This window comes from Acinetobacter sp. HZNU-JH01, from assembly GCF_037996845.1.
Classification (GTDB): domain Bacteria; phylum Pseudomonadota; class Gammaproteobacteria; order Pseudomonadales; family Moraxellaceae; genus Acinetobacter; species Acinetobacter haemolyticus.
This window is the reverse complement of the sequence record NZ_JBBMZX010000001.1, coordinates 2943919-2958781: the sequence shown is the minus strand read 5'-3', so window position 1 is coordinate 2958781 and position 14863 is coordinate 2943919. Positions and strand designations below refer to the sequence as shown.

General features: G+C 38.9%; 15 protein-coding genes. 9 read left to right on the top strand and 6 right to left on the bottom strand.

Annotated features, from left to right (window positions below; all coding sequences use genetic code 11):
* Positions 1-79: 79 nt before the first annotated feature.
* Positions 80-1363: a Tol-Pal system beta propeller repeat protein TolB gene (gene tolB / locus AAC851_RS13940; protein WP_004641814.1), complete on the top strand. Its 1284-nt coding sequence runs from the start codon at positions 80-82 to the stop codon at positions 1361-1363.
* A gap of 22 nt (positions 1364-1385) precedes the next feature.
* Positions 1386-1949, top strand: a complete 564-nt coding sequence (pal, locus tag AAC851_RS13935; RefSeq protein WP_004641816.1) for a peptidoglycan-associated lipoprotein Pal — start codon at positions 1386-1388, stop codon at positions 1947-1949.
* Positions 1950-1989: 40 nt separating this feature from the next.
* Here the strand turns inward: pal and AAC851_RS13930 are convergent, their stop codons facing one another.
* Positions 1990-2178, bottom strand: coding sequence for an NF038105 family protein (locus AAC851_RS13930; RefSeq protein WP_004640107.1), 189 nt, complete (start codon positions 2176-2178; stop codon positions 1990-1992).
* A 176-nt stretch (positions 2179-2354) separates the two neighbouring features.
* On the opposite strand from AAC851_RS13930, the gene AAC851_RS13925 reads away from it, so the two are divergent.
* The 5 genes from AAC851_RS13925 to AAC851_RS13905 all read left to right on the top strand — a co-directional run bounded on the left by AAC851_RS13925 (position 2355) and on the right by AAC851_RS13905 (position 5622).
* Positions 2355-3329: a class 1 fructose-bisphosphatase gene (locus AAC851_RS13925; RefSeq protein ID WP_005084499.1), complete on the top strand. Its 975-nt coding sequence runs from the start codon at positions 2355-2357 to the stop codon at positions 3327-3329.
* Positions 3330-3380: 51 nt separating this feature from the next.
* Entirely contained in the window at positions 3381-4157 is a 777-nt protein-coding gene (locus AAC851_RS13920) for a TrmH family RNA methyltransferase (protein WP_004640110.1), read from the top strand.
* A gap of 158 nt (positions 4158-4315) precedes the next feature.
* Positions 4316-4927 (top strand): RNA polymerase sigma factor, encoded by a 612-nt coding sequence (locus AAC851_RS13915; protein ID WP_005084495.1) that lies wholly within the window; start codon positions 4316-4318, stop codon positions 4925-4927.
* Entirely contained in the window at positions 4920-5243 is a 324-nt protein-coding gene (locus tag AAC851_RS13910; protein ID WP_004640114.1) for a hypothetical protein, read from the top strand. The genes AAC851_RS13915 and AAC851_RS13910 overlap by 8 nt, the downstream gene beginning before the upstream one ends.
* On the top strand, positions 5233-5622 hold the full coding sequence (locus tag AAC851_RS13905; RefSeq protein ID WP_004640116.1) for a DUF3106 domain-containing protein: 390 nt from the start codon (positions 5233-5235) through the stop codon (positions 5620-5622). Before AAC851_RS13910 ends, AAC851_RS13905 begins: the two co-directional genes overlap by 11 nt.
* A 54-nt stretch (positions 5623-5676) precedes the next feature.
* On the opposite strand, the gene AAC851_RS13900 is transcribed toward AAC851_RS13905, so the two are convergent.
* From AAC851_RS13900 to cxpE, 4 genes are all read right to left on the bottom strand, one after another.
* A complete protein-coding gene (locus AAC851_RS13900; RefSeq protein WP_340600979.1) occupies positions 5677-8181 on the bottom strand; it encodes a CSLREA domain-containing protein in 2505 nt (834 codons plus the stop codon).
* 14 nt (positions 8182-8195) lie between these two features.
* Entirely contained in the window at positions 8196-10073 is a 1878-nt protein-coding gene (rbtA, locus tag AAC851_RS13895; protein WP_340600978.1) for a rhombotarget A, read from the bottom strand.
* A gap of 112 nt (positions 10074-10185) precedes the next feature.
* The gene (locus AAC851_RS13890; protein ID WP_004640121.1) at positions 10186-10884 is read right to left on the bottom strand and encodes a DnaA ATPase domain-containing protein; all 699 of its coding nucleotides are present in this window, start codon (positions 10882-10884) and stop codon (positions 10186-10188) included.
* 20 nt (positions 10885-10904) lie between these two features.
* Positions 10905-12101 carry a chloramphenicol efflux transporter CxpE gene (gene cxpE / locus AAC851_RS13885; protein ID WP_005089613.1) on the bottom strand — a complete coding sequence of 399 codons (1197 nt, stop codon included), beginning with the start codon at positions 12099-12101 and terminating at the stop codon, positions 10905-10907.
* 133 nt (positions 12102-12234) lie between these two features.
* On the opposite strand from cxpE, the gene purM reads away from it, so the two are divergent.
* Together purM and purN are read left to right on the top strand one after the other, a co-directional pair.
* Positions 12235-13305 carry a phosphoribosylformylglycinamidine cyclo-ligase gene (purM, locus tag AAC851_RS13880; protein ID WP_005089611.1) on the top strand — a complete coding sequence of 357 codons (1071 nt, stop codon included), beginning with the start codon at positions 12235-12237 and terminating at the stop codon, positions 13303-13305.
* On the top strand, positions 13302-13931 hold the full coding sequence (purN, locus tag AAC851_RS13875; protein WP_340601049.1) for a phosphoribosylglycinamide formyltransferase: 630 nt from the start codon (positions 13302-13304) through the stop codon (positions 13929-13931). The genes purM and purN overlap by 4 nt, the downstream gene beginning before the upstream one ends.
* Before the next feature lie 46 nt (positions 13932-13977).
* Here the strand turns inward: purN and AAC851_RS13870 are convergent, their stop codons facing one another.
* Positions 13978-14775, bottom strand: coding sequence for an alpha/beta fold hydrolase (locus AAC851_RS13870; protein ID WP_005084488.1), 798 nt, complete (start codon positions 14773-14775; stop codon positions 13978-13980).
* Positions 14776-14863: the final 88 nt, after the last annotated feature.

Here is a 14863-nt window from a genome sequence, read left to right as displayed (position 1 = left end):
ATGCTTGTAATAGCACAAAGCATGTAACTATGTTAAATAATCAACAGCCACAAAAAAACGAGAGCAAGTAATTGTAACTATGGAAAAGACTCGTAAGCATCTCATCGCAATTGCCGTTTTTACTGCAATTAGTACCACTATTCCGATGACAACTTTTGCGCAGCTTCAATTGGAGATTGCAAAAGCACCCGAAAAAGCGCCAAAAATCGCTATTGTTCCATTTACAAATGACAATGCGATCTATCCAATTGTCGAGAGCGATCTGAATCGCTCTGGTCGTTTTACCAGTGCGTCACAGAATTTACCTGCAACTGCCAGTATGAATCAGATTCAGGCAAGTGATTGGCAAAATGCGGGTGTTCCATATGTTGTGGTTGGTCAAAGTAAGGCTATAAATGCCAATACTTTTGAAATTCACTATCAGCTTTACGATGTACAAAAACAACAATACTTACTCAATGAGGTTTTGACTGTCCCTGCTGGTCGTGTACGTCAAGCTGGGCATATGATCAGTGATGCTATCTATCAAGCTCTGACAGGCATCCCCGGTGACTTTAGTGGTCGTATTGCTTATGTACTCCGTAATCAAGCAAATCCCGCACAGCGTTATACCTTACAAATTGCGGACACCGATGGTGAACAACCGAAAACCGTACTTTCATCACGTGATCCTATCCTCTCCCCAACTTGGACGCCTGATGCGAAGAAAATTGCTTACGTTTCGTTTGAAACCAAGCGTCCAGCCATTTATTTACAAGATCTAGCGACTGGTCAACGTGAAGTACTTGCAAGCTTTAGAGGCTTAAATGGTGCGCCGAGCTTCTCACCTGATGGTCAATCGATGTTATTTACAGCATCGATGCATGGTAATCCTGAAATTTACCAAATGAATTTGAATACACGTCAAGTACAGCGCATGACCAATGATACTGCGATTGATACTGAAGCACGTTATTCACCAGATGGTAAATCATTTATTTTCACGTCAGATCGCGGTGGTTCTCCACAAATTTATCGCTATACCTTTGCAGATAAATCAGTACGACGACTCACCTTCCGCGGTGCTTTCAATGCACGTGGGACCTTGAGTGCGGACGGAAAAAGACTCGCTCTAGTACATCGCCCAAGTGGAAGCAGTTATAAAGTTGCACTCCAAGATATTAATACAGGGATTACAAATATCTTAACCCCAACCAGCTTAGATGAATCACCAAGCTTCTCACCAAATGGTCAAATGGTTGTTTATGCAACACGCGAAGGTAATCGTGGCTTGCTTTCAATCATGTCTACTGATGGTCGTTTCCGTATGAATTTACCAAGCGAGCAAGGTGAAGTTCGTGAACCTGCTTGGGCACCAAAATAAATTTACTTGATTGGAGAATCACATGAATATGAAATATCTTAGCCTTCCACTCATTGCTGCAACGCTAGTATTTACTGGTTGTGCAAGCCGTAAACCAGCAACAGACATTACTGCAGGAAATACACCAACAGGTACGACAGTAAGTACTGAAGGTTTGAGCGAAGATGCAGCCTTAAATGCACAAAACTTAGCTGGTGCATCTGCAAAAGGGGTGACTGCTGCAAATAAAGCATTCTTGGCGAAACGCGTTGTTCATTTTGACTATGACAGCAGTGAGTTATCTAACGAAGACTACCAAACATTACAAGCACATGCGCAGTTCTTAGTTGCAAATGCAAATTCACGTGTAGCTTTGACTGGACATACCGATGAACGCGGTACCCGTGAATACAACATGGCATTAGGTGAGCGTCGTGCAAAAGCAGTTGAAAGCTTCTTAGTAACAAACGGTGTAAATCCTCAGCAGCTTGAAGCAGTTAGCTATGGTAAAGAAGCTCCTGTAAACCCAGGTCACAACGAAGCAGCTTGGAAAGAAAACCGTCGTGTTGAGATCAACTACGAAGCTGTGCCACCTTTATTAAGATAAATAAGCTTAATAAAAAATGCTCACATCATGTGAGCATTTTTTATGTTTGAGATGAGGTATCATCATCGTTAGGTTGCATTGATTCTATCAAGTCATGCTTATTAAACTTTTTATATTCAGGCTTTGCCTCATACTCTTTCCAAGCATCCTTGACACATTCTTTAGAAATTTCATCTAAATTAATTGGCTCACCTGCAGTAGGTGTTGCCTCAAAAGTCTTAGTTGACATTTTCGATCTCCAACGTCCTGTTTAATATCCAATCAACATAGCATGTAATGCCATACTTGTAATCATAAAAGCAACATAAATAAAGTAAGATAATTTTTATTTTATAGCGATCTCATCTAGAATAGGCGCATTCTTTTTTATCCATTTCTGACACAGCTAAATTGGAGCTATTAAAAATGTCAAACCTAACTTTGTCTCAATATTTAGAACAACAAAATGGGAATTTGACTCCAGAATTGGCTCAAGTCATCGCAACAATTGCTGAAACCTGCAAGACTATTGATCAAGCATTACAAAAAGGCGCTTTAGCTGGAATTCTAGGAAGTGCAGGCAATGAAAATGTTCAAGGTGAGACTCAAAAGAAATTAGATGTAATTTCTAACGATTATTTAATCGATGCGTTAAAAGTACACCCTCAAGTCGGTGGATTAGCATCTGAAGAGTTGGACGATTTTACCCCTGCTCAAGAAAATGGAAAATATTTAGTGTTATTTGATCCACTAGATGGCTCTAGTAACATCGATATTAATATGTGTGTTGGTACGATCTTCTCGATCTTGCCCGCAAAAAATGCAGTAACTCAGTCTGCCGACTTTATGCAAGCTGGTATCGAGCAAGTCGCTGCAGGCTATGTGCTTTATGGTCCATCAACCATGTTGGCGCTTACAGTCGGTGCAGGCGTGGTGTTCTTTACTTTAGATCCAAACTCACAGACATTTTTATTGACCACTGAAAATGTACAAGTGTCAGCGGATACTCAAGAATTTGCAATCAATGCATCAAATCAACGTCATTGGGAAAATCCTGTAAAGCGTTATATCGATGAGCTATTAGCAGGAAAAACATCAGTACGTGAAAAAGATTTCAATATGCGCTGGGTTGCATGTATGGTAGGTGATATTCATCGTATCTTATGTCGTGGTGGGATTTTCCTTTATCCATATGATTTGAAAGATCCGAAAAAAGCAGGACGTTTACGTCTTATGTATGAAGCCAACCCTATGAGCATGTTAATTGAGCAAGCAGGCGGTGCTTCTACAACAGGTCGAGTTCGTATTATGGAAATCCAGCCAACTGAGCTTCATCAGCGTGTACCTGTTATTATTGGTTCTAAAAATGAAGTTCAACGTGTAACGAGCTATCATTCATAACTTAATTACTTTGGGCATCATTATATTGATGCCCTTTCGGATGTTCTTCTTATGGCGGTTATCTTTTTAGAATCAAAAGACAATGCAAAAATTAAACATTTGCGTGGCTTAATTGAACTCAATAGTGCTCGAAAAAAACACCAACAAACCGTTTTAGAAGGTAGTCACCTTTGCATTGCATGGTTGCAACAACAGAAAAAAATATTTTCTTTATTTACAACTGAACAAGCGCTTGCACATACAGATCTACAAAAAGTGATGGAGCTACATCAAGGTCATGTTTTCGTGATTAGCGAAGTACTCTATAAAGATCTAAGCACTCTAGGCACGACGCTTCCCTGCTTAGCCATTATTGATCTACCTAAAACAGCATCAACAATTGACTTTGGTGTTGATACCTTAATTTTGGAAAATATCCAAGACCCTGGAAATGTGGGGACATTATTACGTTCAGCAGCCGCTGCCAATATCAAACAAATCATTTGTACGCAAGGCTCTGCAACACTTTGGTCTCCAAGAGTGCTAAGAGCTGGCATGGGTGCTCATTTTAGTTTGAATTGTTTTGAAAACTTTCAGCTCAATGAAATTCTTCCAAAATTTCAGATCCCTGTTTTTGTCACCAGCTCACATAGATCTACAAGCCTATATTCCAAAGATTTGACCCAACCATGCGTATGGATTTTAGGGAATGAAGGTCAAGGTGCAAGTGAGTATGCACTTGAACATGCTCAAGCTGTAACAATTCCTCAACCGGGGGGACAAGAATCTTTAAACGTTGCAATCGCAGGTTCAATCTGCTTTTTTGAGATGGTCCGTCAACGTCTATAAAACGTTAAATTACATTAAAGCCGATTTTTTTGTTGGAAAAATCTATTACACTACAAAAAATAATTGCTTAAGTTGTCAACGCATCCACCATTTTCAACGTTATATGATTAATGAATTGATAATAATGGTGGGTTTCCATGACAGGATTTTCCATCTCTATGGATTTAGCACCGAAACAGGCTCAAACTGGCAACAGTACTGATACCAGTACTGTTGAACAACGTCTTCGTTTTTTTATGCAAGATGTGACTGGTCGTGCGCTTGTAATGATGGAAAGTGCTACACAAGGGCAACAAGGGATCGCAATGGATTTAGTGCAAGAAGCATTTATTTCTTTGCATAAATCATATGCAGATAAAAGTACTGAAGAATGGTACCCTCTGTTCTATACAATCCTTAATAATAAACTACAAGATTGGAGACGTAAGGAAGCACGCCGCGCAAATCCATTTTCTTTATTTAAAAAAATTAATTTAGATGATGATGAAGAAATTACTGATATCATTGATGAATCTACACCGAATCCATTTGAGTTTCTTGATCAAGAAGTCACAATGGATGAAATTCAAGAAGCCATTCATCAGTTACCAGTTCGCCAACAACAAGCATTTATGCTGAGAGCTTGGGAGGGTTTCGACACGATGACCACTGCTCAAATTATGGACTGTAGTGAAGGTAGTGTAAAAACACACTATCACCGTGCAATTCAGGGGCTCCGAGTTGCTCTCGCGCATTTAAATCCACATACGGGAGGATCATCAAATGAATAAAGATGAGTTCACTAAACAAGTGACTTCCAAACTTGATCAACTTGCAAAAGAACAGCAGCACAATAAGCTCATGGTGATGAATCATGTTTTGGATAGTGTCCAAAAGAAACCAACGTCTTATTACAGCATTTGGAAAATGTCTGGTTTTGCCTTAGCTGCTGCAATTACAGGTATTGTGATTTTACCAAACTCTTTACAATTGACAGATAAACCACAAAACCAAGTTGTGATTAATCCAAAACTATCCCCTCAAATGGTTGAAGATATGGAAATGTTAATGGTCTTGGGCGAGGATAAGGTTCGACATGGCAGCTAAAAGATTAGCACTTGTTGTATGTACAGTCGGCTTATTACAGACGAGTTTTGCTGGCTCAGATCGCTTTTGGCCATTTTCCAAGCCAGTTAAAACAACGACAGAAGAAGCATGGGATGATTTATCCCCAGAAGAGCAACGTGCGCTTATAAAGCGATATCAAACGCTTAAAGAGATTCCTAACGATCAAAGCTCTCAACTGCAACAACGCATGGAGTGGTTTACTCAACTCCCCGATGATGAAAAACAAAAAATGCGTGATGTATGGCAGAGAATGAGCACGCAAGAACGCAGCACCTTACGTAAACGCATGCAAAATGCAAGTTTAGAAGAGCGAGTAAATATTAGAGAAGAATATTTAACTAAATATTCTGAACACTAAATAACTTTTGTTTACTAAAAAATAGCGCCATATGGCGCTATTTTTACATTGATCTTACTTTCTAAAACGGCGATAAGCTAACAAGCCAAGTAGACCAAATAATGATAGAAGTGTTGTACTTCCTCCACCGCTATTCGCATTACGTTTATTATCTGTTGTATTAGCCGTGCTTATCACTCTAACTGTACCCACATTTGAGATCGCAGGCGTTGGAAGTTCATTATCATAAACTTGGTAGTTAAATGAAAAGTTAAATTGGTTAAAAGCATTTGCTTCTTTAATATAAAGATTACCACCATAACATTTTTCTTGTTCATCTGGTGCTGGACAATTCCCTACTCGATCAGCAGTAATAATCAAATTACTAGAAACATTGGATAAGCGGATTGGCAACTCTATACCTTCTTCATTATGCCAAAAAGCAGGTTTATTTGGCTTTAACTCAGGACCTGAGCCATTAGGACCAGTATCACCATCATCATTGGCAAAATTTAATAAGTTTAAAGTAGCAGTTTCATTTTGTTGATACTTCAATGTTACTGAGGTGTCTTTAACTACAGGTGCAATATTTACAAAAGCAGCCTGCAATAATCCTGTTGAGGTAATTCTTTCATCAGTTCTCGATGTAATCGTATATTTACAATAGTACTTGTCACCAGCTTGAGTTATTTCATCATCAGTACGATAAATCATAATCTGTTCTAGATCAGCATTCCACTTACAGATAAGTTTCTCTTCTGGTTCAATACCAGCAATCGCACCATCAATCTGCCCTTTTCCTAATGCTTCAACCTCAATATCATAGTGCTCGGGACTAAAAAATTGTAAAGCACGTGTTTTGCCATCAGATGTAAGAACCTCTTCAGGCAAAGGTAGTTTTTGATTGCGTAAATCTACATAAATCGCGCGATATTTTAATGCATTCTTGCTTTTTTCTGGATCAGCAAACACATCTAAAACTTTTTTGTATTGCTCTAAACGGAATTTATAATACGTTAGGAATTCTGCATTATTTGGATTTTTAACTAAATTTTCAAATAAGTCGTAACTACCTTGATAGTTATCGATCATTTTGCTAATTGAACTATTTGATAGATCAAAAATATCACCAGCAGTTAAACGCATTAACTCAACAGAACCAATATCACAAGTATTTCGTGCATTTGGATCAAAGTTCAAAGCACCATCAGTAATTCTAGACAACCCTCGCTGATCAATTGTACTGCAATCAGTCACCCCTGTATTAATTAGATCCTTAATTTTTTTATCTTCATCCTGCTGAAATCTATTATTATCGATAGGATAATATAAGGGCAAAAATCCTGTGTGGACAGAAGCAGGGATGTACTCACTTAAGTATGTACTGATTGGATTACCGCTTACATCAATATTGCTTTCGTTATTGACAAAAACTTCATCGGGCAAATCACAGAAATTTTCCGTTGTTTCTTCTCTCACGATAGCATTATAAGCAAAAAGCATTGCAAAATCTTTCTGCTCTTTGGCCCCACCCAAAAGATAACGACACGCGTAAGTCCCTGCACCACCATTATATGCCAACACATTAAATCGTATGCGCTTCAATCCGATTTTGTCATATAAAAGTGTAGTGAATGCATTATTCTGAACAATGGTATTATTCTCTAATGTTAAACGACTCAAAGTACTTAATACGCTAGAGCTATTACCTGTTGTTGTACCTGCTTCTGCATCCCCTGTAAACTTGATAAGATTTCCATTTGACGAGTTCGCTATATTCTTAGCAATCGTATTAGATTCCAGCACAACTGTTGGTTCCCCAACAAACTCAAACATACTCTTAGAACTAGCTAAACCATTTCCAATTAGGCTACTTGAATTAATTGTAATGTTACGTTTCGTGTAGCCCAAATCATTTTTATCATGCATTGCAAGCACACTTCCAACAGGTGCTTGATTACCTTGGATTAAACTTTTAGAGATAGACAAACCACTATTATTCCCAGCCAAATAAATTGCACCACCAGCCTGCTCTGCTCGTGAGTCCAAAATTTGGCTACTTAGCAAAGAAACGTCAGCACCTGCATAAATTGCCCCCCCCAACCCAGAGGTATACCCACCGCTTAGAATCAGGTTACTCAAAACCAATTTCTGTTTACCGACAGTGGTATTAAAAATACGAGAGTTTTCTGCTTGTATTGTTGTTTGCAATGGAATTTGCGCTGGGTATTGATTAACCACATCATTCAATAAAACATTTTTATTTTCCCAATCTACAGGACCTGCACCAAAAATTGAAACACCAACTTGTGGTTGAAGTTCACTTTTTAACGTATAAACACCCGCTTCAAGTTGAATATTTTTTTGCGTACTAGAACGAGTATCTGTTACCACACACCCACCATAAGAAGTACGCCGTTTTGCGGTTTCAAGTGCTTCACGAAGTGAACAAGCTTTTAAGTTTTCACCATCTTCATCCGCAAATGTAGTGACCTTAATAGGCTCATCACTCATATCAGCAATCAAAGACATTGATGCCAATACCATTGATGCTAATAACGCTTTCTTATAATTTTTCATCTCATCATCCTTGATTATGACTTAAACCGACGTAACCCTATTAAGCCGAATAACATAATAATTGCGCCAAACCCAATACTTCCTCCACCAACATTTACAGTCTTACTTTTAAAATTATTTTTAGGATCCTGTACAATCGTTGTTGGAATCTCAATGTAATTATTCGAAATATCATTAAAGCGCGTTGTTGTCGTTACAATCCGCATTTTAAATATATCTGCACCATGCCAATTACTATACGGAACATAAGTAACATTTCCGTCTTGATCTAAAGTTAGAGTTCCCTTCGATGGTGTTTGATTCTGAATAACTTCCAAACAACCAAACTGCCAAGCTTGCCCATCTGAGCGCTTACCTAACACTTTCTCACAAGTTGCGGGGTCAAGTAACTCTCCATCGACTAAACTTTCAGAGATATTAAATTTTGCAATGTCATTGAAAAAAATATCCTGTCCAGCAATTGGAATATTACTACGATCAACGACCAGCTCTATCGCTCCCATATCACACAGTTCAGTATATCCAGTACGGCTTATGCCTCGCTGATCTGTTCTTTCACAATTTGCTAAACTAAAGTTCGTTCCATCACTATAAATACGCCCTTTATTAACAATAAGTGAATCAGACAAACGATTATATGAAGCCAATAAACGTGGCTTGAAAAAACCTAACATCTGATCTTTAGGTGTATTGTATGGGCATAACAAACCATCTGCAGGTGGTGCATCACAGATTCCCAAATCATCCTTTCCAGCAATCAGTTTGTTATTTCCTATCATAAAATTAGGCAAACGGTCGGTAGGATTATGATCGCATTCAACTGTTGTTAAATTACTCTGCACCACAGTTGTATCATTCGTTGTTGTTGTACAGTTTTTATTACCATTTTCAACAATAATACTGTTGGAGATATAAGAACTCGGATACTCTTTAACTTCCTCTTTTGTTTCTCCATCCTCAGTAATCGTTGTTGTTACTTTTCGATTTAATGACTGCAGATACAGTCCAGCTGCGTTTTTGATTACTGTCAAATTATTTAAAATCATACCTTCGCGAATATTAGCGACATGACCACCTTTATTGTGAAAAATCGTACTATTTGTAATTCCCGCATCTCGATTTTGCAAAGCAGTACCAATCGTTTGATCACTTAAACCCGTTTGGACGAAGAGTAACGCCCCCTCTGGATTAGATAAACCTTCATTATCCCGAATCACAGAGTGTGAAATCAAATAGCGAGGCATTTCACTGTAAATCACAGCGCCCTGATCTGCTTTATTATGTTGAAATATGCTACTAAAAATTCTGACTCTACCAGCCGTTTTCTGAGATGATAGAAGACCTGCATTGTATATTGCTCCGCCTTTATTCGCATCACCATTGATGAAACGAGAGTATTCAACCCTCAAATCTTCACGATTTAGAATAAGTCCACCATTATTAGGAATACGCTCAGCAGAACCTTTTAAATTAAGCTCTTTCAAATTAACAATAATTAAATCGTTCTCAACATTACCATCATCGATCACAAATAACCGATTTTTCCCAGTTATACTAATAGTCGCATTATTCAAACCTATCTTCTGATTATTAAAGTCCGTACTTGCAGCTGTTGCTATGGTCATTGGCGCTTTAATTTCTAACTGACTATTTAATTTATATTCTTGATCTCGCTTCAATATAATTGTAGAGCTAGAACTTTCATCACCACATCCGTTGTAGCCATTTTTATATTGATCTTCAGTTCGATTATTTAAAAAGAATATAGCTTCACGTAATGAACAAACGGAATCATTTTTGTCTTCATCCACTAATGTCGTAACAAGAATATCTGCTGAATATGCATGTCCAGTAATCGCAAATAAAGCACAGGCAAGCGTCCGCTTGAGCATACCGTTCTCCTTCTATTTTCATTTTTCTAGGTATTGCAAAAATCCGATTTTGCAACCACATCCTTTGTGCGTACTTTGTCACAGCTCTCGAAATTACTCAAGAAATTTTATGCTATTGGCGATATTCATCAATCAATGCATAAATTTGTTTCAATGTGGTGTTAGATAGCTTGGTTTTTTCACCTTTTAGCATTTTTTCTAATTGAGCCAATGTCTGTAAAAGAATTGAAGCTTGATGAGGACCATTGTGCAATAAGTAGTCCACAATTTGCTGATCAAAATGAATGCCTCGACGTGTCATCACAGATTGTAGTAATGCCTGCCGATCAACAAAAGAGCTTCCATTTGGCGCTTTTACGCTCACAGCCTGTGTCAATCTTGATTGCAAATCAGGAAGCTCTAATTTCAACTCAATCGGCGCTACTCGAGATGAGAATACTAATTGCCCCTCATGGTTATTCATCAAATGGAAAACTGCTTTTTGCCAATGAGGCACTCCACTAATTGCATCAATATCATCTAATGCCACTAAATCATAAAACTCTAAAGCAGTAATCGCTTCAATTGGTGCATCTAATAAAGCTAGTAAAGAAACCTTTATGGCTGGACGTCCCAGCTCTAGATATGAATCACAAATCGCTGATAATAAATGGCTTTTTCCTGTTCCAGCACCACCATAAATATACAGACGGCTAACCAACCCTGTATGTAGTTGTCTCACTGCATCAACTACAGGTCCCCAACCCGGCCCCGAAAAATCACTAATTCGGGCATCCAGTTGTGGTTCAATATCCAGTTGTAATTGACGCATAGAGTTAATTTGTTCCCCGCTTACTTGGAGTCATCTTTTAGATTAGAAGTCTCTGTATCTTGAGAGTTTTTTATTTCAAGATCAAGCTCTACTTGATCGGTTTCAACACTGATATGTTGTGGCGTACTTTCAACGACAACCATTTCTTGGGGAAGTCCATAGAATCTGCTTTTTTCATAATTGTCTCGAGCATGTCTGAGTAATACAACAATCACAGCCGCGACAGGCAATGCAATCAACATTCCAAGAAAACCTGCGAGTTGCGCACCAGCTAAAACAGCAAATACTACCGCAACTGGAGACAAACCAATTTTATCTCCGAGTAGGAAAGGTTGAAGAATATAGCCTTCCACCATTTGCCCAACAAGAAAAACAGCTCCAACCAAAAGCAGTTGTGTCCAATCTAGTCCAAACTGAAATAAAGTTGCTATAACTGCAGCAATAATCCCAACGGCAAAACCAAGATATGGAATGATACTTGCCAGACCTGCAACCATCCCTATAATAAGCCCCACTTCTAAGCCAATAAGTTGCAGTCCTACAGCATAGATCACCCCTAATAATAGCATCACTAAAAACTGACCTTTTACAAACGCACCTAATACACTATGGCATTCGCGGATAATTTTTAAAGTAGATGCTTCATATGGACGTGGAATCAAGCGACGTAAACTTTGAAGCATTCTTTCCCAATCCAAAAGGAAATAGAAAGAAATAATCGGGATCAAAATAATAATCCCACCAATTTGGATAAAGTTTAAACCTGATTGTGCGAGACGTAGAGCAAAGGTTTGAATGCTATCTGAGCTATAATTTGTTTGTACATATTCCATCACGACTTTTGAGATTTGATCAGTGTCAATTTCCATTGGAACCAAATCAAAAGTTTCAGACATCCAAGGTAGAAACGTTGCATTTACCCAATGAATACCTGCTGGAATGCTATCCCGAGCATAAATCAATTGTTTCCATACAAGAGGAGCTAGGAACCATAAAACAACGGTTAGTGTCACACCAATACCGATAAATACCACACTAATCGCTAACCAACGTGGTAGCTTGATCTTCACTAAGACGTCAACCAGTGGACTAAAAAAATATGCAATCAAAAACGCACCAACAAACGGGATCACAATTGGCTTGAGTAGATAAAGCACCCAAAGCAATAATGCGATCCCAGCGAGGATAAAGATACGGCGGAGTACCAGATCTTGCATAAAATTTAACCTTTGTTCGTGTAATCGTTATAAATGGAAAAAATTTTTAATAAAGATAGCATTTTCGAGCATAAATAACATAAGAGTTTCGTATATTCAGGTTATAATCTGCCGCCAATGCGGAGACTTCACTATGAGCAACTCAACTTCTACCCCAAATACTGGTTTAAGCTACAAAGATGCGGGCGTCGACATTGAAGCGGGCGACGCACTGGTCGATCGTATCAAATCTGTCGCAAAACGCACCACTCGTCCTGAAGTCATGGGCGGTCTTGGTGGTTTTGGCGCACTATGCAAAATTCCAAAAGGTTATGAAGAGCCTGTATTGGTTTCAGGAACTGACGGCGTAGGTACAAAATTACGCTTAGCCCTCAATCTCAATCGTCATGACACAATTGGACAAGATCTTGTCGCAATGTGTGTAAACGATTTACTGGTTTGTGGTGCAGAACCTTTATTCTTCTTAGATTACTATGCAACTGGACATTTGAATGTAGATGTTGCAGCAAACGTTGTAACGGGTATCGGTAAAGGTTGTGAGCTTGCTGGTTGCGCACTGGTCGGTGGTGAAACTGCTGAAATGCCGGGTATGTATGAAGGTGAAGATTACGACCTTGCTGGTTTCGCAGTAGGTGTCGTTGAACAAAGTAAGATCATTGACGGCACTAAAGTCAAAGCCGGTGATGTTTTGATCGGTGTAGCATCAAGTGGTGCTCATTCAAATGGTTATTCATTACTACGCAAAATCTTAGATGTTAAGAATGTAGATTTAACTCAAATCGTTGATGGTCGCCCACTCGCTGATGTTGCAATGGAACCAACGCGCATTTATGTAAAACCTGTTTTAGAACTGTGCAAACAAGTTGACGTGCATGCAATGGCACATATCACAGGTGGTGGTTTACCAGGTAACCTTCCTCGCGTCCTTCCGAATGGCGCTCAAGCTGTCATTGATGAATCAAGCTGGGAATGGTCTGAGTTATTCCAATTACTACAACGAGAAGGCAATGTAGAACGCTTCGAAATGTATCGCACATTTAACTGTGGCGTTGGTATGGTCATTGCGGTTGATCCTAGTGAAGCAGATAAAGCAATTGAAGTCTTAAATGCACAAGGTGAAAAAGCTTGGAAGATTGGTCATATCCAAGAAAATGCTGAATCTGTTGAAGGCGCTGACGAAAAAATTCGTGTGATCTTTGCATAATGAGAATTGCGGTCCTTGTCTCTGGCAACGGTAGCAACCTACAAGCCCTGATAGATGCAAATCTGTCAGGGCAAATCATTGGTGTCTTATCCAACAAAGCTGATGCTTATGCATTACAACGTGCCAAAGACGCCAATATTGCAACCGCAGTCATTTCACATAAAGACTTTCCAACTAGAGAAAGCTTTGATGAAGCTATGCATCAACAATTGATCGCATGGCAAATTGATTTAGTCATACTTGCAGGTTTTATGCGGATTTTAACCCCAAACTTTGTCAGTAAATGGCAGGGTAAGATGTTAAATATCCACCCTTCTCTGCTGCCTTTTTATAAAGGTGTTAATACACATCAACGTGTGTTAAATACTGGAGATCGCTTGCATGGTTGTACGGTTCATTTTGTAACAGCAGAATTAGATGCTGGTCAAAGCATTGCGCAATCTGCAATTCAAGTCAGTCTAAATGACACAGTAGAAAGCTTAGCGCAACGGGTACACCAACTTGAGCATTTCATTTACCCTCAAGTTGTACAGTGGTTTTGTACGGGTCAGTTAACTTGGCAAAATGGTCAAGCCTACTTCAATCAAAAACCATTAGAACAACCGATTCAGTTTGCCCAATGGTGATTTAACCATAACCAGCAAATTTCGATTTGCTGGTTAATGCTGTCCATTATCTCTTAACAATTAAGCTTTTGACCTTATCTACCGTTTCCAATGGATGTTCTAAGGGGAACATATGGCCACCCTCAACCACAGAAAAAGGGATTCCCAATTTCTTTTGTGCAACTTGAGGAAATTTTTCTTTTAAGAAAACACTGTCACGACCAACCACTAAATGGACTGGAACAGGCGGTTTGGGCATCGGCAACCACCACATCGAAGGTGTAGTTCTAAATAATCCAACTTCATCCGCTTTGGGAATCGTCAATGTCACCCCACCTCGTTGTGGATCATTGGTTAATGCATAGTCAATATACGCTTGAAAACAGTCGGGATCAAAATGTTGGTAGAAACCTCTTGAACCAAGCAATTCAGCAGCCTGTTCACGTGACTCCCAATGATCTCGACGGCGAGCCGATAGACCCGCTGGAGTGATCTTGTCGACTAGTTTAGGCTTAAAAATTTTAGCCAGATGAAAAACAAAAGAAGCCTTACCAATAATTAAAGGTGGATCCAGCATAATCACTTGAGAAAATAACTCAGGACGACGATAAGCTGCCATCAATGTCAGCACCGAACCTAAAGAATGTCCTAAACCAATCACCTGTCGCCCTTGTGCTTGTTGCACAACACTATCAATTACTTGGTCTACCAAATGTGACCAGCCATCTGTGATGGGATAACGCTTATCTGTTCCTATCTCAGCAACATAAATAATGTCGTATTGATCTTCCAATTGCTGAAAAAGCTTTTGATAAACTTTAGATGGAACCCCATTGGCATGGGCAAAATGAATAATAGGTTTCATAACAGTCTTTTTTAAGCGTATAGATTGATAAAGTATCTTCCACTTAAACAGTGTAGCAACCAAAAAGGAAGAACTGAGTAGTTATTTT

What these genes read in the sequence shown, in the direction of transcription:
- AAC851_RS13925 (WP_005084499.1), top strand. Translation starts at nt 2,355, where the DNA reads ATGTCAAACCTAACTTTGTCTCAATATTTAGAACAACAAAATGGGAAT.
- rbtA (WP_340600978.1), bottom strand. Translation starts at nt 10,073, where the DNA reads ATGCTCAAGCGGACGCTTGCCTGTGCTTTATTTGCGATTACTGGACAT.
- AAC851_RS13890 (WP_004640121.1), bottom strand. Translation starts at nt 10,884, where the DNA reads ATGCGTCAATTACAACTGGATATTGAACCACAACTGGATGCCCGAATT.
- AAC851_RS13910 (WP_004640114.1), top strand. Translation starts at nt 4,920, where the DNA reads ATGAATAAAGATGAGTTCACTAAACAAGTGACTTCCAAACTTGATCAA.
- cxpE (WP_005089613.1), bottom strand. Translation starts at nt 12,101, where the DNA reads ATGCAAGATCTGGTACTCCGCCGTATCTTTATCCTCGCTGGGATCGCA.
- tolB (WP_004641814.1), top strand. Translation starts at nt 80, where the DNA reads ATGGAAAAGACTCGTAAGCATCTCATCGCAATTGCCGTTTTTACTGCA.
- AAC851_RS13915 (WP_005084495.1), top strand. Translation starts at nt 4,316, where the DNA reads ATGGATTTAGCACCGAAACAGGCTCAAACTGGCAACAGTACTGATACC.
- purM (WP_005089611.1), top strand. Translation starts at nt 12,235, where the DNA reads ATGAGCAACTCAACTTCTACCCCAAATACTGGTTTAAGCTACAAAGAT.
- AAC851_RS13900 (WP_340600979.1), bottom strand. Translation starts at nt 8,181, where the DNA reads ATGAAAAATTATAAGAAAGCGTTATTAGCATCAATGGTATTGGCATCA.
- AAC851_RS13930 (WP_004640107.1), bottom strand. Translation starts at nt 2,178, where the DNA reads ATGTCAACTAAGACTTTTGAGGCAACACCTACTGCAGGTGAGCCAATT.
- AAC851_RS13920 (WP_004640110.1), top strand. Translation starts at nt 3,381, where the DNA reads ATGGCGGTTATCTTTTTAGAATCAAAAGACAATGCAAAAATTAAACAT.
- AAC851_RS13870 (WP_005084488.1), bottom strand. Translation starts at nt 14,775, where the DNA reads ATGAAACCTATTATTCATTTTGCCCATGCCAATGGGGTTCCATCTAAA.
- AAC851_RS13905 (WP_004640116.1), top strand. Translation starts at nt 5,233, where the DNA reads ATGGCAGCTAAAAGATTAGCACTTGTTGTATGTACAGTCGGCTTATTA.
- pal (WP_004641816.1), top strand. Translation starts at nt 1,386, where the DNA reads ATGAATATGAAATATCTTAGCCTTCCACTCATTGCTGCAACGCTAGTA.